This is a genomic window from Streptomyces sp. NPDC001219 (assembly GCF_053597915.1).
Window position 1 is genome coordinate 182,961 of record NZ_JBSFJF010000002.1, and the last position, 19,656, is coordinate 202,616.

The window sequence follows — 19,656 nt, forward strand, 5'->3', positions numbered from 1 at the left end:
CCGCTGCGACCTCCCATTGTCCCGCACCGCGCGAGTGGCCCCGCCAGGGCCGGGGACGGCGGATCGTTGTAGCGTTCAAGAATGCCTGAGCTCAGCCGTCGACGGCGTCTTCTGGTGCTGGCGATCTGCTGTATGAGCCTGCTGATCGTCAGCCTCGACAACACCGTCCTCAACGTCGCCCTGCCGTCCATCCAGCATGACCTGCACGCCTCGGTCGCCGGTATGCAGTGGACGATCGACGCCTACACCCTGGTCCTGGCGGCACTGCTGATGCTGGCCGGGTCCACCGCCGACCGGCTCGGGCGGCGCCGGATCTTCCTGGTCGGCCTGGTGGTCTTCGCGGCCGGCTCGCTGCTGTGCAGCCTGGCACCCAGCCTGGAGTGGCTGGTGATCTTCCGGATGGTGCAGGCGGTCGGCGGCTCGATGCTCAACCCCGTCGCGATGTCGATCATCACCAACACCTTCACCGAGCCACGGGAGCGGGCCCGGGCCATCGGGGTGTGGGGCGGCGTCGTCGGCATCAGCATGGCGGCCGGTCCGGTGATCGGCGGGCTGCTGGTGCAGACCGTCGGCTGGCGTTCGATCTTCTGGATCAACGTCCCGATCGGCGCGCTCGCGCTCTTCCTGACCCTGCGCTACGTCCCCGAATCGCGCGCCCCCAGGCCGCGCCGCGTCGACCCGGTCGGCCAGCTGCTGGTGATCGGGCTGCTGGGCTCGCTGACGTACGCGATCATCGAGGCCCCGGACGCCGGCTGGGCCTCCCCGGAGATCCTGGCGTTCGTGCTGGTGGCGCTGGCCTCCCTGGCCGGGCTGATCGGCTATGAGCGGCGGCGCCGGGAGCCCCTGATCGACCTGCGGTTCTTCCACAGCGTGCCGTTCAGCGGGGCCACGGTCGTGGCGGTCTGCGCCTTCGCCGCGCTGGCCGGGTTCCTGTTCATCAACACGCTGTACCTGCAGAACATCCGCGGACTGTCCGCTCTGGACGCCGGTCTGTACATGCTGCCCATGGCGGGGATGACGCTGGTCTTCGCGCCGGTGTCGGGACGGCTGGTCGGCAGCCGCGGCCCCCGGCTGTCCCTCCTCCTGGCCGGTACGGCGATGGGGGCGAGCGGGCTGCTCTTCGCGGCGTTCGGCGCGCAGTCGGCGAACCCGCTGATGTTCACCGGCTATGTCCTGTTCGGCATCGGGTTCGGCCTGGTCAACGCGCCGATCACCAACACCGCGGTGTCCGGGATGCCCCGCGCCCAGGCCGGGGTGGCCGCCGCGGTGGCCTCCACCAGCCGGCAGGTCGGCCAGTCGCTCGGCGTCGCGGTGATCGGCGCCGTACTGGCGAGCGGGGCGCATGCCACCGCCACCGCGGACGCCTTCCTCGCGGCCGGCCGCCCGGCGTGGTGGATCATCACCGGCTGCGGCGCGGCCGTCCTGCTGCTCGGCGCGCTGACCACCGGCCGGTGGGCGAGGGCGACGGCCGACCGCACGGCGGAGCTGTTCGGCGACGAGGCCCTGGGGTACCGGCCGGCGGACGCGCGGTCCTAGCACCTGTTCGTTTTGATCAGGCCGGAGTACCTGTCGTTTTGATCAGGCCGGATCAGGGAGCGAGCCGGTCCACACGACTGGTCCTGGACGGGCGGCCGGTGGCTTCGGCGCCGTGCGGGCTCCGCGGAAGAGGCGGTTCCGCCGCCCCGCGAAGGGGGCGCCTCCGCCGCTGCGTGAGCGGGGCGCGCGGGCGCTCACTGCGCGCCCATGAGTCCAAGCACCTTGTTGACGGCCTCGACGATCGGTACGCCGAGCGCGCCGAAGGTCGCGGCGATGCCCGCGACGGCGTACAGCGCCCGGTGGCGCTCCTGCGGCGGGACGTTCGCCCCGGACCGGAGGGCGGGCAGCGAGTCGTCGAGGGCCTCGGCGCCGGCCTGTGGGACCTGGGCACGCAACTCCTGTACCAGGGAGAGGAGTTCGCGGAGAGCCTCCTGCACGGCGGGGGACTCCGGGGCCGGGGTGACGCGCTTGTCGATGCCGACGTTGCCGGAGCCGCCGTGCAGGGTGACGTGGTCGCCGCCGCCCAGGTAGAAGTGCTGGTCCCCGCCGCTCATCAGCTCGCCATCCCCACGTTGCCGGTGCCGCCGTACATGTTGACGTTGTCTCCGAAATAGTAGTGCTTGGGGCTGATCGCGACGGTGTTCACCCGTACCACGAACTCCGCCTCGGGGTTCTCGATGGCGTGCGCGATCTGGTGGGCGAGCCGCCGTAGTTGGTCCGGGTCGGGGCTGGTCACCACGGCGGTGGAGGAGCCCGTCGTCTCCACGGCCAGGACGAAGTGCGGGGCCGCGCCGAGCACCTTCAGCATCTCCACCAGGGAGTAGACCAATGCGGCACCCGCGGCGATCACCACGAGCGCGGTGACCCCGCCGGAATCTCCGCTGCTGCTCCCGAAGCCGCCACTGGTGGCGGTGAGCAGGACGAGGAGGACCGTCCCCAGTCCGAGGAGCAGCAGCCGCTTCACGAAGAGCACCACGGCGTCCTTGCGCCGGGGGTGGATGGTGAGTGTGTACACCCGCGCGACGTTCTGGAGCGGGTAGTAGGCGTCACCGACCCAGAGCAGCCGCTTGCTGACCCTCAGATCGACCCCGATGACCGGCTGGGCCGCTGTCGGCGGTGCCACGTCGGGGTGGGGATCGGCGGCAGGCGGTGGTCCGGCAGGGGGCTGCGGCGGGGCGGTGGGCGGCAGCGGTGGGGCGCCGGGAGGCGGGCCCCCGGCGGTGCCCTGAGCCTCTGCCGGCGTGTTCCACGACGGCTCCGCCGGTCCTGTTGACGTCACGCGAGTCCCCCTCCGCAGACCTCACCGAGCGAGGTCCGGTCACCTCGTGGCAAGGAGATCCGCTTCTCTCCCTGCCGCACCGACGCAAGAGGTTTCACTGTGTCAGACGTCTTGCCGAAGAAGGAAGTTGGTCCTCCAGGGCGGCTCCTCGTCCGTACGGTCACACCGCGGCGAGCGCCGCCGGCTCCGCCGCCAGCCGCTCCAGCCGCTCCCGGGACGTCTCGTCCACGGGCGTGTAGGACAGCAGCTTGGGACCGTCGTTGGGGCCCGTCCACAGGCTGGTGGCGGTCAACTGCAGGGTGCCCACCCGGGGGTGGCGGAAGAGCTTGACGGCGCTGACCGGGCGGAGGATCTCGTGCTGCGCCCAGATCGCCCGGAACTCCGGCGACGCCTCCGTCAGCCGCGCGACCAGCGCCTTCCAGGCCGGCTCGGCGAGATGCTCGGCCATCGACGCCCGGAACTTGGCGGCCATCACCCGCATCGTGGCCTCCAGATCGCCGACGCCCGCCCGCCACTCGGGGTGGGTGAACGCCAGCCACATGCAGTTGCGGTCCTCCTCGGGCAGCGCGTCGAGGTCGCACAGCAGACGGCCGTAGGTGGGGTTGTAGGCGAGGATGTCGAACCGGCTGTTCTGGACGGCAGCGGGGAACGGCGAGAGCTGTTCCAGGATCTGCCGCAGCTCCCGGGTGACGCCCGTGCACTCCCGGCCGGGCACCGGGTCGACCGCCCCCGCCAGCGAGAACAGATGGCTCCGCTCGGCGCGGTCGAGCAGCAGCACACGCGCCACCGCGTCCAGGACCTGCGGCGACACATGGATGTCCCGGCCCTGTTCGAGCCAGGTGTACCAGGTGACGCCGACCGCTCCCAGGTGCGCGACCTCCTCACGGCGCAGGCCGGGGGTGCGCCGGCGGGCGCCCCGCGGCAGTCCGACCTGCTCGGGCGTGATCCGCTCCCGGCGGCTGCGCAGGAAGGCGGCCAGTTCGGCCCGGCGGGCGGCGGCGTCGCGCGGGGCGGTGCCGTACGGCGTGGTGCCGTACGGCGTGGCGGGGCCGGGGCCGGCGGCAGGCTGCGGCGGAGACGGGTCCACGGTCATGGGTCCAGCCTGCCGCAGGCCCGAGCCGGTTGCCAGGTAGCACTGGTACCAGGATAAGGACACTCTGGTACCCGTTTGAGCGGTCGGCGATCGTCGACTCCGTGAGCGAAACCCGAGCACAGACGACCACCCCGGAAGCCCTGGCCGTGCCCGCCGCGGCGCCGGCCACCGCCCCGGGGGCCGCGTTCCCGGACGCCCCGGCGACCCCGGGGGCACCGGCCGCACCCGGCCCCGCCCCACAGCAGCAGCGGACCCCGACCGTGCTGACCCCGCTCGGCCTGCTGACCGTGCTGCTGGGCGCGGCCCTCCCCATGATCGACTTCTTTATCGTCAATGTCGCCCTGCCGACCATCGACCACGACCTGCACGCGGGCCCGGCGATGCTGGAGATGGTGGTGGCCGGTTACGGCGTCGCCTACGCGATGCTGCTGGTCCTCGGCGGGCGGCTCGGCGACATGATCGGCCGCCGCCGGATGTTCCTGTGGGGCCTGGCCACCTTCGGCCTGACCTCGCTGGCCTGCGGTCTGGCACCGGACGCCTGGACGCTGGTGGCCGCCCGGGTCGCCCAGGGCGCCGCGGCCGCCCTGCTGCTGCCCCAGGTACTGGCCACCATCCAGGCGACGACCACCGGCAAGCGGCGCGCCAAGGCCCTCAGCCTGTACGGCGGCACGGCCGGGGTGTCCAGCGCCGTCGGCCAGGTGCTCGGCGGACTGCTGGTCTCCGTCGACCTGATGGGCACCGGCTGGCGCGCGGTCTTCCTGGTGAACGTCCCGATGGCCGCCGCGGCCTGGCTGCTGGCCGCCCGTACGGTCCCCGAGACCCGCTCCCCGCACCCGGCGCGGGTCGACGGCCCCGGCACCGCGCTGCTCGCCGCCGCCCTGATCACCCTGCTGCTGCCGCTGACCGAGGGCCGGGCCGCCGGCTGGCCCCTGTGGTCCTGGGTCCTGCTGGCCGTCTTCCCCTTCGTCGCCACCGCGTTCGTGCTGTGCGAGCGCCGGGCCGAACGCCTCGGCCGGACGGCGCTGGTGCCGCCCTCGCTGCTGCGCATCCCCTCCGTGAACAGCGGACTCCTGATGCTCGTCCCGTTCACGCTGGGCTTCGGCGGCTTCATGTTCGTGGTGGCGGTCGCCCTCCAGAACGGCCTGCACTACGGCCCGTTCGCCGCCGGACTGTCCCTGGCGCCGCTGTGCGCCGCCTTCTTCCTGGCCTCGCTCGCCGGCCCGCGGCTGGTGCTGCGGTTCGGGCGGCGGGTGGTGATCGCCGGGTCCCTGATCCAGGGCACCGGGCTGGCCCTGCTGGCGCTGACCGTGCACGCGGGCTGGCCCGGGATATCGGTGGCCGGCCTCGCGCCGAGCATGGCCGTGCTGGGCATCGGCCAGGGCATGGTGATGCCGGTGGTGATGCGCATCGTGCTGAGCGAACTGCCGGTGACGCAGGCGGGCGTGGGCGGCGGCGTCATGGTCACCACCCAGCAGTCCGGCCTCGCCCTGGGCGTGGCCACCCTCGGCACCCTCTTCCTCTCGCTGCTGCCGTCCATCGGCATCCGCGACGCCCTGCTCGCCGCGCTGCTGACGCAACTGGCGATCGTCGCGGGCACGACGCTGCTCACCCTGCGGCTGCCGCGCACGGTGCGCTGAGGCGCGCTGAAACGCGCTGACCTGGGCCGACCGCGCTGATCGGGAACGGCGGGAGGCGGGGGAACAACGGGGAACGACCGAGAACGATCGACGTGACGGCTGACAGATATTGAAATCTGTCAGCCGTCATGTCATGGTGAATACACGACGTTCCCCGTCCCTCCGCCACCTCACCCCGTCAGGAGCACGCTGTGCAGACCCGCACCCTCGGCACCACCGGCCCGCAGACCTCCGCCCTCGGCCTCGGCTGCATGGGCATGTCCGCCCTCTACGGCGACAGCGACCGCAGCGAATCCCTCGCGACCGTCCACGCCGCCCTCGACGCGGGCATCACCCTGCTCGACACCGGCGACTTCTACGGCATGGGCCACAACGAACTGCTGATCAACGAAGCGCTGCGCACCGCCCCCGCGGCGGCCCGCGAAAAGGCGCAGCTCAGCGTGAAGTTCGGCGCCCTGCGCACGGTCGAGGGCGGCTTCACCGGCTATGACGGCCGGCCGAACGCGGTGAAGAACTTCGCCGCGTACTCCCTCCAGCGGCTGGGCGCCGACCACATCGACATCTACCGGATCGCCCGGCTCGATCCGGACGTCCCGGTCGAGGAGACCGTCGGCGCCATCGCCGAGCTGATCGAGGCCGGGCACGTCCGCCACATCGGCCTGTCCGAGGTGGGCGCGCAGACCCTGCGCCGGGCCGCCGCCGTGGCCCCCATCGCCGACCTCCAGATCGAGTACTCCCTGATCTCCCGCGGCATCGAGGAGGCGATCCTGCCGACCGCCCGCGAGCTGGGCATCGGCATCACCGCCTACGGAGTCCTGTCCCGCGGCCTGATCAGCGGCCACTTCACCCGCGGCCGCCGGCTCGCCGCGAACGACTTCCGCGGCATGAGCCCGCGCTTCCAGGGCGAGAACCTCGACCACAACCTCGACCTGGTGGACGCACTGCGCAAGATCGCCGAGCAGAAGGGCATCTCGGTCGCACAGACCGCCATCGCCTGGGTGCTCTCCCGCGGCACGGACATCGTCCCGCTGGTCGGCGCCCGCCGTCGCGACCGGCTGACCGAGGCCCTCGGCGCCCTGGACGTCACCCTGGACGCCGACGAGCTGACCGCGATAGAGAACGCCTTCCCGGCCGGCGCCGCCGCCGGTGACCGCTACCCCACCCAGCAGATGGCCCACCTGGACAGCGAGCGCTGACGGCCGGGGAGACGGGAGCAGCAGAAGGGCCCGGACCGGGACCCCGTGGCCACCCTTCGGGTTCAGGACACGGCCAGGTACCGTCCGGTGGGTACCCACCCTCCGTGGGTACCCACTGTCCGTACCGCGCCCTTGGCCCCACCCGTGTCCTCCCCGCGGCACCCTCGCCCTCCCGAAAGGCCGACCGCACCATGCCCCCCGAGACGTTGACCCCCGAGCGCATCCTCGAAGCCACCGAGGAGGTGCTGCGCCGCTACGGCCCGGCCAAGGCCACGGTCGTGGATGTGGCGCGGGCCCTGGGCGTCAGCCATGGCAGCGTCTACCGCCACTTCCGTACGAAGGCGGCACTGCGGGAGGCGGTCACCGCGCGCTGGCTGGACCGTACGAGCCAGGAACTCTCGGTCATCGTCGCGGCGGAGGACCCGGCGCCGGAGCGGCTGGACCGCTGGCTGACCGCCCTCTTCGAGGCCAAGCGGCACAAGGCCGGGGACGACCCCGAACTCTTCGCCACCTACATGACGCTGATCGGAGAGAGCGGCGGTGTGGTCGACCGGCATGTCACCGACCTCGAAACCCAGCTCACCGCCCTCATCGAAGCCGGCGTCAGCCAGGGCGACTTCCACACCCCCTCCCCCGCCACCACCGCCCGCGCCGTCTTCGACGCCACCGGCCGTTTCCACGACCCGTGTTACGCCCCCGAGTGGTCCCGCCCCGGGATCACCGCCGACTTCGAGGCCGTCCGCGACCTGGTCCTGCGCGGCCTGCGCACGGACACCTGACCACGGCACACCGGGCACGGGACACGGAACCGGGGCGCACGGAACCCGGGCGCACGGATCGCGGCGAGCCGGGCAGGGCGACGTGAGCAGGGCAGTGTGAGCAGGTCGGCCTGAGCCGGACGGCCGGAACCGGGTGACCGGAACACGACGGCCGGAACCGGGTGACCGGAGCAGCAGGTCGCGGGCAGCTACACCGGGCCCGCCGTGCCGTGCAGGAAGAGGGCCCAGGCGAGGGCGCCGAAGGCGGCGGTGTGGAGGACGGCGCGGACGAGGTTCCAGGTGACCCAGCGGCCTTCGAAGGCGGCTCGGGCGGCCTCGGCCTGGTCGTCCTCGCCTGTATCGGCCGTGTCGAGGGCGGTGTTGAGCGGAACGTTGACTCCGCTGGTGACGAAGAAGCCCGCCAGGTAGGTCACCAGCGCGGCGAGAATCCAGGGCAGGGCCACCCGCCCCTGGTCGTTCCAGGCCAGCACGGTGGCGAGGAGGAGCAGCGGGACCGGCAGCAGAAAGGGGAGCAGGAACCAGCCGTTGAGAATGGCGCGGTTGATGTTCTGCATGGCCTGGACGAAGGTGCGGTCGGCGCTCCGGGCCAGGCCGGGCATCACCGCGTAGGCGAAGGCGGCGAACAGGCCGGCCATCAGGCCCGCGCCGAGCGTCGCGACCAGGAGCGTGACGGTCTGCAGTGCTCTCATGGCTCCCCCGTATCCGGTACGTGGGCCGACCCTACCGAGCGGCGCCCCCGGAGCCCGCCCCTTCAACGAGACCTGCGCTCAGGGCCGTTCCCCCGCCGCCCGTCCGGGACCGCACGGCCGACTCCGCGGCGCACCCGTCCGACCGGCGCAGCACGCCGGAGGACATGTTGTCGCACCGTTGCCGAAGGGAGCGGAAGCCCAGTGAGCAGTCCTGCAGCTCCCAGACGATACGCAGCGTCCACCGCCGGCCGAAGAGGTCGAGCGCGGCCATGAGCGGCCGCCCCGTGGACGAACCACGGACAGGCTGTCCTGGCGCCGGCGTTGCCATGGCGGCATCTCCTCCGGACCCTCGGCGCCGGCGATCACCGCACGCAACGGGTGCAGGGGCCGCTGCCCCTGCACCCACCGGCCCGCTGTCGCACGGGGACGAGCCGCACCGTCGACCCGACCACCGCACCCACCACGTCCCGCCGCGCGACACATGTGCATCCCGCCGCGCGGCACACTTCCGGGCACGCCCGCTAGCCCCCCACCCCCAGGAACCGCAGCACCGCCAGCACCCGGCGGTGGTCGGCGTCCGCCTTCGGCAGGTCCAGCTTGGCGAGGATGTTGTTGATGTGCTTGGCGACCGCGCTCTCGCTGACCACCAGCTGTGCGGCGATACCCGCGTTGGAACGCCCCTCGGCCATCAGCGCGAGGACGTCCCGTTCGCGGGCCGTCAGCCGCTCCAGCGGATCGCTCGCCCGGCGCACCAGCAACTGGGCGACGACCTGCGGGTCCAGCGCGGTGCCACGGTCCGCCACCCGCCGCAGCGCCTCGATGAACTCCTCGACATCCGCCACCCGCTGCTTGAGCAGATAGCCCACCCCGCTGGTGTTCGTCGCCAGCAGATCGGCCGCGTACCGCTCCTCGACGTACTGGGACAGCATCAACACGGCGGTACCGGGCCACTCCTGACGGATCGACAGCGCGGCCCGCACCCCCTCGTCCGTGAAGCCCGGCGGCATCCGGACGTCCACCACCGCGAGGTCCGGCCGGTGCTCCTCGACCGCGGCCAGCAGCCCCGGCGCGTCCCCCGCCTCGGCCGCCACCTCGAACCCGGCCATCTCCACCACCTTGACCAGCCCGATCCGCAGCAGAACGGAGTCCTCGGCGATCACGGCACGCCTCACATCGGGCACGGCAGCTCCACGCTCATCATGGTCGGGCCCCCCACGGGGCTGCTCATCCGGAAAGTTCCGTCCACGGAGCGCACCCGCTGCGCGAGCCCCCGTAGACCGCTCCCCCTGGACGGATCGGCGCCGCCCATCCCGTCGTCGGCGATCACCACCCGCAGTATCTCGCCGAGCCGGGTGACCGTCACGTCCGCCCGGGTCGCCTCCCGCGCGTGCTTGGCGATGTTCGTCAGCGCCTCGGAGACGACGAAGTACGCGACCGCCTCGACGGCCGGGGCGGTCCGCTGCGGCAGTTCCGCCGGGAGATCCACCCGCAGCCGTACGGGCAGCGGCGCGCGGGCCGCGAGCCCCGACAGCGCGGCGTCCAGGCCCAGTTCGTCCAGAACGGCCGGATGCAGCCCGCGCACCAGGTTGTTCAGCTCCTCGATGGCGTCCTTCGCCTCGCGGTGCGCGGCCTCGATGACCTCCCGCGCCTCCGGCGGCAGATCCGTGAGGGTGGCCTTGGCGAGCCCGAGGTTCAGCGCGAGGGACACCAGCCGCTGCTGCGCGCCGTCGTGCAGATCCCGCTCGATACGCCGCCGTTCCGCGTCGGCGGCGTCCACCGCACCGGCCCGGCTCTCGGTGAGGTCCTCGACCCGCCGCGCCAGCTCGTCGGACCGGCTCACGCCCAGCACCGCCCGCCCGACCAGGATCTCCAGCCGGACGAGGCCCGCGGCCAGGGCCGGCACGGCCGCGAGCGCCAGCAGACCCAGCACGCTGAGGTAGGTGGCCGCGGTGGTGTAGCCGCCGTGTTCGATGCGCCACCGCGGCGGGACGAGCCACACCCACACCAGGACCAGTGCCGCGGTCAGCGCCGTCAACAGCAGCCCCAGCAGCAGGACTTCCAGCACGCCGAGCAGTGGCCCGACCAGCACGTTGTAGCCCAGCTGCCGCTTGCCCGCCGTGAACCGCAGCCGCGGCAGCTCCACCCCGCATATCGCCCGGAAGCGCCAGCGCTGCGCCTCGGTGAGGCCGTACCCGGCGATGACCAGCAGGGTCAACGGGACGGTCAGGATCACGGGGGCGTCAGAGGATTTCCCGCTGATGGTGTCGGCCAGCGGGGACAGCGCCCACCAGCACAGCAGCACCGGGACGAGGTGCAACGGCGCCCCGGCGGCGATGAAGGAGAGGTCACGCCGCGTACGGACGAGGGCCCGGCGCAGCCGGGGCGGGAAGGTCATGATCACACCGTAGGGGGCGGGTTTCGCCACGACCATGACACCAGAATCCGAGGTCGGGGTGTAGCTGGTGCCACCCCAGGTCGGACAGCGGCATTACTGACGGTGGGCGACGGAAACCGGAGGGTTGAACACGAGCCCGACGGCCGGGTTCGCGACTCCGAAAGAGACCCTTCCATGGCCCTGATCGCCTTCAACTCCCCTGCCACCAAAAGTGGTTACCTCACCGGCAGTCCGGTGCGGATCGGCGCGCGACGCCGGTGGGCGGGCAAGATCCTGACCGGCGCGGGCCTCGTCCTCCTCCCCTGGCTCGGCTACCTCGCGGGCACCCTCCCGCCCGCCGAGGCCGTCGCCTGGGTCGCCCTCGACTCCCTGGAGGCCGTCGCCCTCCTCGTCACCGGCACCCGCCTGCTGCACGGCGACGCCCGGCACCGCGCCCCCGCGGCCGCCGCGGCCGTCCTCCTGCTCGCCGACGCCTGCCTCGACCTGGCCACCGCCGCCCCCGGCCCGGAACTGGTCACCGCCGTCGCCATGGCCGTCGGCGCGGAACTCCCCCTGGCGGGCCTGTGCGCCGGCCTCGCATGGCGACGGTCCTGAGTCCTAGGGGGTGTGCGAACGCATCCCGTAAGGGGTGCACGGCCCCCCTGCGGGCCACAACGCGGGGACACCGAGAGGCATTCCCGGTAGGGGCACCCCGCCAGGCACCCCCGCCCCCACCCCGCCCCCATGCCGAACGCACCACGACCTCACCCGCGCCGCGCACCCCCGTCCCCCACTCCCCCGCACCCAAAAGCGCCGGCCGGCCCCGGAAAAATCCGAGCCCGACCGGCGCTTGAGGGCACAGGTGGGCGCCCGTCGCGAAGGACCGGCGTCGCCCCGTGCAGGGACTAGCAGCCCAGCAGTCGCGCCCCCAGGTAGGCCTGGATCTGGTCCAGGCTGACGCGCTCCTGCTTCATGGTGTCGCGCTCGCGGACGGTCACCGCGTTGTCGTCGAGGGTGTCGAAGTCGACGGTGACGCAGAACGGCGTGCCGATCTCGTCCTGGCGGCGGTAGCGGCGGCCGATGGCGCCCGCGTCGTCGAACTCGATGTTCCAGTTCTTGCGGAGGTCCGTGGCCAGGCCCTTCGCCTTCGGCGACAGCTGCGGGTTGCGGGACAGCGGCAGCACCGCGACCTTGACCGGCGCCAGGCGCGGGTCGAGCCGCATGACGGTGCGCTTCTCCATCTTGCCCTTGGCGTTGGGCGCCTCGTCCTCGATGTACGCGTCGAGCATGAAGGCGAGCATCGCGCGGTTCACACCGGCCGCCGGCTCGATGACGTACGGAGTCCAGCGCTCGCCGGCCTCCTGGTCGAAGTAGGAGAGGTCCTGGCCGGAGGCCTTGGCGTGCGCCGACAGGTCGTAGTCGGTGCGGTTGGCCACGCCCTCCAGCTCGGAGAACTCGGTGCCGCCGAAGTTGAAGCGGTACTCGATGTCAGCGGTGCGCTTGGAGTAGTGGGAGAGCTTCTCGGCCGGGTGCTCGAACCAGCGGATGTTCTCCTCGCGGATGCCGAGGTCGCGGTACCAGTTCCACCGCTCGGCCATCCAGTACTCCTGCCACTGCTCGTCCTCGCCCGGCTTGACGAAGAACTCCATCTCCATCTGCTCGAACTCGCGGGTCCGGAAGATGAAGTTGCCGGGCGTGATCTCGTTGCGGAAGGACTTGCCCATCTGCGCGATGCCGAACGGCGGCTTCTTGCGGGAAGTCTGCTGCACCTGGGCGAAGTTGGTGAAGATGCCCTGGGCGGTCTCGGGGCGCAGGTAGGCGACCGAGGCGGTGTCCTGGGACGGGCCGAGGTGGGTGGAGAGCAGGCCGGAGAACTGCTTGGGCTCGGTGAAGCCGCCCTTGTTGCCGCAGTGGGGGCAGTTGATGTCCGCCATGCCGTTCTCGGGGAGCCGGCCGTGCTTGGCCTCGTACGCCTCCTCCAGGTGGTCGGCGCGGAAGCGCTTGTGGCAGGAGGTGCACTCGGTGAGCGGGTCGGTGAAGGTGGCGACGTGGCCGGACGCCTGCCAGACCTCGGGGGCCAGGATCACCGACGAGTCGAGACCGACGACGTCTTCGCGCGAGGTGACCATGGCGCGCCACCACTGGCGCTTGATGTTCTCCTTGAGCTCGACGCCCAGGGGACCGTAGTCCCAGGCAGCGCGGGAGCCGCCGTAGATCTCACTGCACGGATAGACGAAGCCACGGCGCTTGCTCAGGCTGACGATGGTATCGATCTTGTCGGCGGCCACGGTGCTCTCTTCATTACGACGACGAACGATGGATGGGCGGCGCCCTAGCGTCTCCATGAGGGGGTGAGGTCAAAAGACGGCCGGGCGAATAGTTCAGGGTACCGGCGGCCGTACCCCCTGGATCAAATCGGTTCCGGGCCTCATTGTCGTCCCGCTCACACCGGGCCATCTGTTGTTGACAATCGTTTCCAACATTGTTGAAAATGAGTGTCATGAACATACGCCGTCCCATATCCACCGCGACCCTGGCCGGAGTCTCGGTGCTCGGCCTGCTGGCCCTCTCCGCCTGCTCCCCCTCCGGCGGCGCCCGCACCGAGGACGGCAAGCTGCGGGTGACAGCGTCCTTCTACCCCATGGAATTCCTCGCCCGGCAGATCGGCGGGAAGCACGTCGAGGTGACCGACCTCACCAAGCCGGGCGTCGAGCCGCACGACCTGGAGCTCTCCCCGAAGCAGACCGGCCGGCTCGGCGAGTCCGGCGCGATCATCTACCTCAAGGGTCTGCAGCCCGCCGTGGACGACGCCGTCGCGCAGTCCGGCAACAAGCACGTCGCCGACGCGGCCGCCCTCACCTCCCTGGAGACGCACGGCACCGAGGTCGACGGCCACCACCACACCACCGGCGACAACCACTCCCACTCGGAGTCCGAGGGCGGCGACGACCCGCACATCTGGCTCGACCCGGTGAAGTACGCCGAGGTCGCCAAGGGCGTCAACAAGACCCTCGCCAAGGCCGACCCGAAGCACAAGGCCGACTACCAGAAGAACACCGACGCCCTGGTGAAGAAGCTGGACGGGCTGAACACCGAGTTCGAGGACGGCCTGAAGAAGCGGTCGTCCGACACCTTCCTCACCACCCACGCGGCCTTCGGCTACCTCGCCGAGCGCTACGGCCTCACCGAGGAGGCCATCAGCGGACTCGACCCGGAGTCCGAGCCCAGCGCCAAGCGGATCAAGGACCTGCACACCCTCGCCAAGGAGCACCACGTCTCCACGGTCTTCTTCGAGACGATCGCCAACCCGGCCACCGCCAAGGCCCTGGCCGGCGACCTCCACCTGAAGACCGACGTCCTCGACCCGCTGGAGGGGATCAACGCCAAGTCCCGCGGCAAGGACTACTTCGGTGTGCAGCGCGCCAACCTCGCCGCGCTGCAGAAGGCGCTCGGCAGCAAGTGACGGACACCGCACCGCACGTGACGGAGGCCACCATGAACCAGCCGCACCCCCAGCCGGTGATCGACCTGCGCGGGGCGACCGCCTCGCTGGGCGCCCGCCCGGTGCTGCGCGGGGTCGACCTCACCGTGCACTCCGGTGAGGTCGTCGCGCTGCTCGGCGCCAACGGCTCCGGCAAGTCCACCGCCGTCCGCTCGGTGATCGGCCAGGTCCCGCTCACCGGCGGTGAGCTGGCCCTCTTCGGCACGGAGTTCCGGCGGTTCCGGGACTGGGCCCGGATCGGCTACGTCCCGCAGCGCACCACCGCGGCCGGCGGCGTCCCCGCCACCGTCCGCGAGGTCGTCACGGCCGGCCGGCTGGCCCGTACGAAGCTGGGCATCCTGCGCAAGGCCGACCGGGCCGCGGTGCACCGGGCGCTGGAGCTGGTCGGTATGGCGGACCGGGCCAGGGACTCCGTCGACGCGCTGTCCGGCGGCCAGCACCAGCGGGTGCTGATCGCCCGTGCGCTGGCCGGTGAGCCGGAACTGCTGATCATGGACGAGCCGATGGCGGGCGTCGACCTGGCCAGCCAGGAGGTGCTCGCCGCCGCCCTGCGCGAACAGGTCGGCCGCGGCGCCACGGTCCTGCTGGTGCTGCACGAGCTGGGCCCGCTGGAGCCGCTGATCGACCGCGCGGTCGTGCTGCGGGACGGCTGTGTCGTCCACGACGGCCCGCCGCCCGAGGCCGTGGGCCAGCACGCGCTGCCCGGCCATGACCATGTCCACCCGCACGCCGACCAGGCCGCGGAACCGATCCGGACGGGGCTGCTGAGCTGATGGAGATCCTCGACTACGCCTTCATGCAGCGGGCCCTGATCGCCGCGTTGATCGTCGGCGTCACCGCCCCCGCCATCGGCATCTACCTCGTCCAGCGCCGCCAGGCCCTGATGGGCGACGGCATCGGCCATGTCGCGCTGACCGGCGTCGGCCTCGGCTTCCTGCTCAACACCAGCCCCATCTGGGCCGCCACCGCCGTCGCCATCGCCGGCTCCGTCGTCATGGAGCTGATCCGCTGGTACGGCAAGACGCGCGGCGACCTCGCGCTGGCCATGCTGTTCTACGGCGGCATGGCGGGCGGCGTGATGCTGATGAACCTGTCCGACGCGGGCTCCAACGCCAACCTCGGCACCTACCTCTTCGGCTCGATCACCACCGTCTCGCCACAGGACATGACGACGATCTACGTGCTCGCCGCCCTGGTGCTGGCGATCACGATCGGGCTGCGCCGCCAGCTGTTCGCGGTGTGCCAGGACGAGGAGTTCGCCCGGGTGACCGGCCTGCCGGTGCGGCTGCTCAATCTGCTGGTCGCCGTCACCGCCGCGGTCACCGTCACCGTCGCCATGCGCGTCGTCGGCCTGCTGCTGGTCAGCGCCCTGATGGTGATCCCGGTCGCGGCCGCCCAGCAGATCAGCCGCAGCTTCGCGGTCACCTTCTCGGTGGCCGTGGGGATCGGCGTCGCGGTCACCCTGACGGGTACCACCACCTCGTACTACGTCGACGTCCCGTCCGGCGCCACCATCGTGCTGTTCGCCATCGGACTGTTCGTCCTCTTCACCGGACTCGCCGCGCCGCTCGCGAAAAAGCGCGCAAGGGCTGCCGCGGAGGCCTCGAAGGGGTGCACTCTGGAGGTACCCGGCGGCCGCTCCACGACGGACGACGTCAGCGTGGCCGGGTGAACACGGGCGGCAGGACACCGGCGGACGCCGTCGGCGGACAGATACGTGTATCGGTAAGCGTCTCACCGGGGGGCCGGTCATCACCTGGCACAATGGCGGGACGCACGTGCAGGGGGAAGTCCTGACGTAGTGACGTCCTAGGGAGGCAACGGTGGCGACGAGCGCGGGTTCTCCGGTACGCGGCCGGTCGACGCGGCAGCGGACCGCGGTGTCGGCCGCACTCGACGAGGTCGACGAGTTCCGCAGTGCGCAGGAGCTGCACGACATGCTCAAGCACAAGGGCGACTCCGTCGGGCTGACCACCGTCTACCGCACGCTGCAGTCCCTCGCCGACGCCGGCGAGGTCGATGTGCTGCGCACCAGCGAGGGCGAGGCCGTCTACCGCCGGTGCAGCACCGACGATCACCACCACCACCTGGTGTGCCGGGCCTGCGGCAAGGCCGTCGAGGTCGAGGGCCCCGCGGTGGAGAAGTGGGCCGACCAGATCGCCAAGGAACACGGCTTCCAGGACGTCGCGCACACCATCGAGATCTTCGGCACCTGCGGCGAGTGCGCCGCGCGGGCCGGCGAGAAGCCGTAGCGGCAGCACAGACGACAGCGTGAAGGGCCGCCTCCGACGACCGGAGGCGGCCCTTCACACGTCTGCCCGCGGGCGCCGCCGTCAGGTCGCGGTCTCGCCCTCCGCCAGCTGCGCGCCGCCGAACCTGCGGTCCCGCTTGGCGTACTCCAGGCACGCCTCCCACAGGTTCCGACGGTCGAAGTCCGGCCACAGAATGTCCTGGAACACCATCTCGGCGTAGGCGCTCTGCCAGATCAGGTAGTTCGAGGTGCGCTGCTCACCCGACGGCCGCACGAAGAGGTCCACGTCCGGCATGTCCGGGTAGTACATGTACTTCGCGATGGTCTTCTCGTTGACCTTCGACGGTTCCAGCTTTCCGGCCCGCACATCCGCCGCGATGGCCGCCGCCGCATCCGCGATCTCGGCCCGCCCGCCGTAATTCACGCAGAAATACAGCGTCATCGCGTCGTTGTTCTTGGTCTGCTCCTGGGCGATCTGGAGCTCCTGCACAACCGACTTCCACAGCTTCGGCATCCGCCCGACCCAGCGGATACGGATACCCAGCGCGTCCATCTCGTCACGGCGCCGCCGGATCACATCGCGGTTGAAGTTCATCAGGAACTTCACCTCGTCGGGCGACCGCTTCCAGTTCTCCGTCGAGAAGGCGTACAGCGAAAGGTTCTTCACGCCCATTTCGATGCAGCCCTTGAGCACGTCCATGACGACGCCCTCGCCGACCTTGTGCCCCTCGGTGCGCGGCAGCCCGCGCTCCTTGGCCCACCGGCCGTTGCCGTCCATGACGACCGCCACATGGTTCGGGACGAGCTCACCGGGGATCTTCGGCGGCCGCGCACCGGAAGGGTGCGGCTCCGGCGTCACATACTCACGTCGATTACGGCCCAGAATCCCGCGTCGTGCCATGCGGCCCACGTCTCCTATGTGTCTTGAGGGCGTTTTTGCCTTGAGGGGCGTATGTGTCTTGAGGGTGGTTTCGCTATTTCTCTACATACCGGAGGGAACGCAGGCCCCGCTCCAGATGCCAGTGCAGATACGCCGTGACGAGCCCGCTGCCCTCCCGGGCGTGACGGGCCTCGCAGGCGTCCGCGGTCTCCCAGTCGCCGGTCAGCAGCGCGCTGAGGAGCCCGATGGCCTCAGAGGAGGGTACGACGCTCCCCGGCACCCGGCAGTCGCCGCAGGTCACCCCGCCCGACGCGACCGAGAAGAACCGGTTGGGGCCGGGCAGCCCGCACCGCGCACAGCTGTCGAAACTCGGCGCATAGCCGTTGACGGCGAGCGAGCGCAGCAGGAACGCGTCCAGCACCAGATGCGGCTCGTGCTCCCCGCGGGCCAGCGTCCGCAGCCCGCCGACCAGCAGCAGGTACTGCTGCACGGCGGGCTCGCCCTCGTGGTCGGTGAACCGCTCGGCGGTCTCCAGCATGGCCGTCCCGGCCGTGTAGCGGCCGTAGTCGGTGACGATCCCGCCGCCGTACGCCGCGATCGTCTCGCTCTGCGTACACAGCGGCAGCCCGCGCCCGATCAGCTCACTGCCGCGCGCGTGGAACTGCACATCGACGTGCGAGAACGGCTCCAGCCGCGCCCCGAACTTCGACTTCGTCCGCCGCACCCCCCGGGCCACCGCACGGACCCGGCCGTGCCCCCGGGTGAGCAGCGTAATGATCCGGTCCGCCTCACCCAGCTTCTGGGTGCGCAGCACGATGCCGTCGTCGCGGAACAGACTCATGGCGCCATTCTCGCGCATGGGCGAAGCGGGCCGGTCCGGGTGTCCCTCAGTCCCCTCCCCTCAGCCCCGCCCGCCCGCGGGGTGTTCGCCCCGGGAGTGCTCGGTCAGCGCGTCGGTGAGCTGCCGGGCGACCTCCATCGAGCACCGACCGAGTTCGACGAGCGGCGGGATGTAACGGTGCGCGATCGACACCGGGTCGGGCCGCAGCGAGGGCAGCACGACCCCGGCCCGCGCCAGGGCCTCGCGCAATTCCGTCGTCACGGCTTCCACTTCCTTGAACTGCTGCATGGGCGTCCGCACTTTCCGTGAGGGGTTTCACTGTTCGCATTCAGAGCGTGACGGTGTGGAACTACGGTGGGCAAGGGGGACGGCCACTGCAACGGGTGCGCAGAGAAAGGACGTACGTCATGGCCAATGCTTCACGGCAAGCTGCCTGGGAATTCTGGGGCACGGAGCTGAAGCGCCGCCGCGAGGACGCGGGCTTAACCCAGGAGGCCCTGGGCCGCCGGGTCTTCGTGTCCGGCGGCTACATCGGCCAGTTCGAGCAGGCGATCAGGAAGCCACAGTTGGATGTGGCGACGCGGATCGATGACGTCCTGCAAACCGATGGCTTTTTCGAGCGGACCTGGCGGAAGCTGATCGACGACAAGCGGTACGCGGATTACTTCGCGGCTGCGGCGGAGCTGGAACCGCTGGCGACGAAGATCTGCGAGTTCGAATCGATGATCGTGCCCGGCTTGTTGCAGACAGCGGGGTACGCGCAGGCGCTCACGCTCGCGGACAACCCGTTCGCGGCCGACGCGTGCATCGAAGAGACGGTCCACGCCCGATTGGACCGGGCGACCATCCTCAAGGAATCCACCCGGCCCTTGTATTGGGCGGTACTGCACGAGGCCGTACTACGGGTGCCGGTGGGTGGACCGGCCGCGATGGGTGAGCAGTTGGAGCACATCGCGCGGCTCGCACGCGAACGGAAGATCCTCGTCCAGGTCCTTCCGTTCGCGGCCGGGGCGTGCCCCCTCATGGGTCGCATGCTGACGCTCATGGAGTTCGAGGACTCCCCGCCAACCGCCTATACAGAAGCCGTGTATTCGGGGAATTTGCTGGACGATCCGGCCTCGGTGAAGCGCGTGCGGGAGAGCTACGATCAGGTCAGGGCCGCCGCTCTATCGCCGGGGGCGTCCCTGACCCTGATCGAATCGGCGGCGGAGGACTACAAACGATGCGCGAGTTCGACCTGAGCACCGCTAAGTGGCGCAAGAGCAGCTACAGCGACGGCAACGGCGGTAGCTGCGTCGAGGTCGCCGACGACGCCCCCGGCATCGTCCCCGTCCGCGACAGCAAGGACCCCCACGGCCCCGCGCTCGTCTTCCCCGCGGCCGGATGGACCGCCTTCATCGGCGCCGTCAAAAATTCGCATTTCACCGGTGCCTGACCGCCTTTCACCAGGCGTACACAACAGGCTCACAAAGGCCCCGCCATCGCACTGGATGACGGGGCCACATCACGTTATGGTCCGGGTCATCGTGGGCGGAAGACGACCTTCCGTACTTCTCAGTCGCCCCGTGGAAGTGGCCCTCACGGCTCGTCAACTGCCCG

Annotated in this window: 21 protein-coding genes; 11 read left to right on the forward strand and 10 right to left on the reverse strand. The window is 71.0% G+C overall.

Features of this window, described 5'->3' with window-relative positions:
* The first annotated feature begins 81 nt into the window (after positions 1-81).
* Complete coding sequence (locus tag ACWC9R_RS02300; RefSeq protein WP_450728184.1) at positions 82-1,536, forward strand: MFS transporter; 1,455 nt, start codon at positions 82-84, stop codon at positions 1,534-1,536.
* A gap of 194 nt (positions 1,537-1,730) precedes the next feature.
* On the opposite strand, the gene ACWC9R_RS02305 is transcribed toward ACWC9R_RS02300, so the two are convergent.
* The 3 genes from ACWC9R_RS02305 to ACWC9R_RS02315 all read right to left on the reverse strand — a co-directional run bounded on the left by ACWC9R_RS02305 (position 1,731) and on the right by ACWC9R_RS02315 (position 3,908).
* A complete protein-coding gene (locus tag ACWC9R_RS02305; protein WP_450728186.1) occupies positions 1,731-2,090 on the reverse strand; it encodes a hypothetical protein in 360 nt (119 codons plus the stop codon).
* Positions 2,090-2,659, reverse strand: coding sequence for a DUF6232 family protein (locus ACWC9R_RS02310; protein ID WP_450728188.1), 570 nt, complete (start codon positions 2,657-2,659; stop codon positions 2,090-2,092). Before ACWC9R_RS02310 ends, ACWC9R_RS02305 begins: the two co-directional genes overlap by 1 nt.
* Before the next feature lie 316 nt (positions 2,660-2,975).
* Entirely contained in the window at positions 2,976-3,908 is a 933-nt protein-coding gene (locus ACWC9R_RS02315; RefSeq protein WP_450728190.1) for a helix-turn-helix transcriptional regulator, read from the reverse strand.
* Between the two features lie 146 nt (positions 3,909-4,054).
* Between ACWC9R_RS02315 and ACWC9R_RS02320 the strand changes: the two genes are divergently transcribed.
* The 3 genes from ACWC9R_RS02320 (at position 4,055) to ACWC9R_RS02330 (ending at position 7,520) form a co-directional block, all read left to right on the forward strand.
* Positions 4,055-5,545 (forward strand): MFS transporter, encoded by a 1,491-nt coding sequence (locus ACWC9R_RS02320; protein WP_450728284.1) that lies wholly within the window; start codon positions 4,055-4,057, stop codon positions 5,543-5,545.
* A gap of 191 nt (positions 5,546-5,736) precedes the next feature.
* Complete coding sequence (locus ACWC9R_RS02325) at positions 5,737-6,741, forward strand: aldo/keto reductase (RefSeq protein WP_450728192.1); 1,005 nt, start codon at positions 5,737-5,739, stop codon at positions 6,739-6,741.
* Between the two features lie 191 nt (positions 6,742-6,932).
* Positions 6,933-7,520 (forward strand): TetR family transcriptional regulator, encoded by a 588-nt coding sequence (locus ACWC9R_RS02330; protein WP_450728194.1) that lies wholly within the window; start codon positions 6,933-6,935, stop codon positions 7,518-7,520.
* A 188-nt stretch (positions 7,521-7,708) separates the two neighbouring features.
* On the opposite strand, the gene ACWC9R_RS02335 is transcribed toward ACWC9R_RS02330, so the two are convergent.
* From ACWC9R_RS02335 to ACWC9R_RS02345, 3 genes are all read right to left on the reverse strand, one after another.
* Entirely contained in the window at positions 7,709-8,209 is a 501-nt protein-coding gene (locus ACWC9R_RS02335) for an anthrone oxygenase family protein (protein WP_450728196.1), read from the reverse strand.
* Positions 8,210-8,730: 521 nt separating this feature from the next.
* A complete protein-coding gene (locus tag ACWC9R_RS02340) occupies positions 8,731-9,369 on the reverse strand; it encodes a response regulator (RefSeq protein WP_450728286.1) in 639 nt (212 codons plus the stop codon).
* Positions 9,370-9,377: 8 nt separating this feature from the next.
* A complete protein-coding gene (locus ACWC9R_RS02345) occupies positions 9,378-10,604 on the reverse strand; it encodes a sensor histidine kinase (RefSeq protein WP_450728198.1) in 1,227 nt (408 codons plus the stop codon).
* A gap of 174 nt (positions 10,605-10,778) precedes the next feature.
* Between ACWC9R_RS02345 and ACWC9R_RS02350 the strand changes: the two genes are divergently transcribed.
* Entirely contained in the window at positions 10,779-11,198 is a 420-nt protein-coding gene (locus tag ACWC9R_RS02350; protein WP_450728200.1) for a hypothetical protein, read from the forward strand.
* Between the two features lie 290 nt (positions 11,199-11,488).
* On the opposite strand, the gene ACWC9R_RS02355 is transcribed toward ACWC9R_RS02350, so the two are convergent.
* The gene (locus tag ACWC9R_RS02355) at positions 11,489-12,871 is read right to left on the reverse strand and encodes a glycine--tRNA ligase (RefSeq protein WP_362606316.1); all 1,383 of its coding nucleotides are present in this window, start codon (positions 12,869-12,871) and stop codon (positions 11,489-11,491) included.
* Positions 12,872-13,083: 212 nt separating this feature from the next.
* Between ACWC9R_RS02355 and ACWC9R_RS02360 the strand changes: the two genes are divergently transcribed.
* The 4 genes from ACWC9R_RS02360 to ACWC9R_RS02375 all read left to right on the forward strand — a co-directional run bounded on the left by ACWC9R_RS02360 (position 13,084) and on the right by ACWC9R_RS02375 (position 16,337).
* Positions 13,084-14,046 carry a metal ABC transporter substrate-binding protein gene (locus ACWC9R_RS02360; RefSeq protein ID WP_450728202.1) on the forward strand — a complete coding sequence of 321 codons (963 nt, stop codon included), beginning with the start codon at positions 13,084-13,086 and terminating at the stop codon, positions 14,044-14,046.
* 32 nt (positions 14,047-14,078) lie between these two features.
* Positions 14,079-14,858 carry a metal ABC transporter ATP-binding protein gene (locus ACWC9R_RS02365; protein WP_450728204.1) on the forward strand — a complete coding sequence of 260 codons (780 nt, stop codon included), beginning with the start codon at positions 14,079-14,081 and terminating at the stop codon, positions 14,856-14,858.
* Entirely contained in the window at positions 14,858-15,757 is a 900-nt protein-coding gene (locus tag ACWC9R_RS02370; protein ID WP_450728206.1) for a metal ABC transporter permease, read from the forward strand. Before ACWC9R_RS02365 ends, ACWC9R_RS02370 begins: the two co-directional genes overlap by 1 nt.
* Before the next feature lie 151 nt (positions 15,758-15,908).
* On the forward strand, positions 15,909-16,337 hold the full coding sequence (locus ACWC9R_RS02375; RefSeq protein WP_450728208.1) for a Fur family transcriptional regulator: 429 nt from the start codon (positions 15,909-15,911) through the stop codon (positions 16,335-16,337).
* Between the two features lie 81 nt (positions 16,338-16,418).
* Here the strand turns inward: ACWC9R_RS02375 and ACWC9R_RS02380 are convergent, their stop codons facing one another.
* From ACWC9R_RS02380 to ACWC9R_RS02390, 3 genes are all read right to left on the reverse strand, one after another.
* Positions 16,419-17,237 carry an isoprenyl transferase gene (locus tag ACWC9R_RS02380; RefSeq protein ID WP_159746084.1) on the reverse strand — a complete coding sequence of 273 codons (819 nt, stop codon included), beginning with the start codon at positions 17,235-17,237 and terminating at the stop codon, positions 16,419-16,421.
* A 73-nt stretch (positions 17,238-17,310) separates the two neighbouring features.
* Positions 17,311-18,057 carry a DNA repair protein RecO gene (gene recO, locus ACWC9R_RS02385; protein WP_450728210.1) on the reverse strand — a complete coding sequence of 249 codons (747 nt, stop codon included), beginning with the start codon at positions 18,055-18,057 and terminating at the stop codon, positions 17,311-17,313.
* Positions 18,058-18,117: 60 nt separating this feature from the next.
* A complete protein-coding gene (locus ACWC9R_RS02390; protein WP_450728212.1) occupies positions 18,118-18,318 on the reverse strand; it encodes a hypothetical protein in 201 nt (66 codons plus the stop codon).
* A 146-nt stretch (positions 18,319-18,464) separates the two neighbouring features.
* On the opposite strand from ACWC9R_RS02390, the gene ACWC9R_RS02395 reads away from it, so the two are divergent.
* Positions 18,465-19,298 carry a helix-turn-helix domain-containing protein gene (locus tag ACWC9R_RS02395; protein ID WP_450728214.1) on the forward strand — a complete coding sequence of 278 codons (834 nt, stop codon included), beginning with the start codon at positions 18,465-18,467 and terminating at the stop codon, positions 19,296-19,298.
* Entirely contained in the window at positions 19,280-19,492 is a 213-nt protein-coding gene (locus tag ACWC9R_RS02400) for a DUF397 domain-containing protein (RefSeq protein ID WP_450728216.1), read from the forward strand. The genes ACWC9R_RS02395 and ACWC9R_RS02400 overlap by 19 nt, the downstream gene beginning before the upstream one ends.
* Positions 19,493-19,656 lie beyond the last annotated feature (164 nt).

Excerpts from the sequence above, each read along its gene's own strand:
- ACWC9R_RS02300 (WP_450728184.1), top strand. The coding sequence starts at position 82 with ATGCCTGAGCTCAGCCGTCGACGGCGTCTTCTGGTGCTGGCGATCTGC.
- ACWC9R_RS02305 (WP_450728186.1), bottom strand. The coding sequence starts at position 2,090 with ATGAGCGGCGGGGACCAGCACTTCTACCTGGGCGGCGGCGACCACGTC.
- ACWC9R_RS02315 (WP_450728190.1), bottom strand. The coding sequence starts at position 3,908 with ATGACCGTGGACCCGTCTCCGCCGCAGCCTGCCGCCGGCCCCGGCCCC.
- ACWC9R_RS02330 (WP_450728194.1), top strand. The coding sequence starts at position 6,933 with ATGCCCCCCGAGACGTTGACCCCCGAGCGCATCCTCGAAGCCACCGAG.
- ACWC9R_RS02335 (WP_450728196.1), bottom strand. The coding sequence starts at position 8,209 with ATGAGAGCACTGCAGACCGTCACGCTCCTGGTCGCGACGCTCGGCGCG.
- ACWC9R_RS02345 (WP_450728198.1), bottom strand. The coding sequence starts at position 10,604 with ATGACCTTCCCGCCCCGGCTGCGCCGGGCCCTCGTCCGTACGCGGCGT.
- ACWC9R_RS02350 (WP_450728200.1), top strand. The coding sequence starts at position 10,779 with ATGGCCCTGATCGCCTTCAACTCCCCTGCCACCAAAAGTGGTTACCTC.
- ACWC9R_RS02360 (WP_450728202.1), top strand. The coding sequence starts at position 13,084 with ATGAACATACGCCGTCCCATATCCACCGCGACCCTGGCCGGAGTCTCG.
- ACWC9R_RS02365 (WP_450728204.1), top strand. The coding sequence starts at position 14,079 with ATGAACCAGCCGCACCCCCAGCCGGTGATCGACCTGCGCGGGGCGACC.
- ACWC9R_RS02370 (WP_450728206.1), top strand. The coding sequence starts at position 14,858 with ATGGAGATCCTCGACTACGCCTTCATGCAGCGGGCCCTGATCGCCGCG.
- ACWC9R_RS02380 (WP_159746084.1), bottom strand. The coding sequence starts at position 17,237 with ATGGCACGACGCGGGATTCTGGGCCGTAATCGACGTGAGTATGTGACG.
- recO (WP_450728210.1), bottom strand. The coding sequence starts at position 18,057 with ATGAGTCTGTTCCGCGACGACGGCATCGTGCTGCGCACCCAGAAGCTG.
- ACWC9R_RS02395 (WP_450728214.1), top strand. The coding sequence starts at position 18,465 with ATGGCCAATGCTTCACGGCAAGCTGCCTGGGAATTCTGGGGCACGGAG.
- ACWC9R_RS02400 (WP_450728216.1), top strand. The coding sequence starts at position 19,280 with ATGCGCGAGTTCGACCTGAGCACCGCTAAGTGGCGCAAGAGCAGCTAC.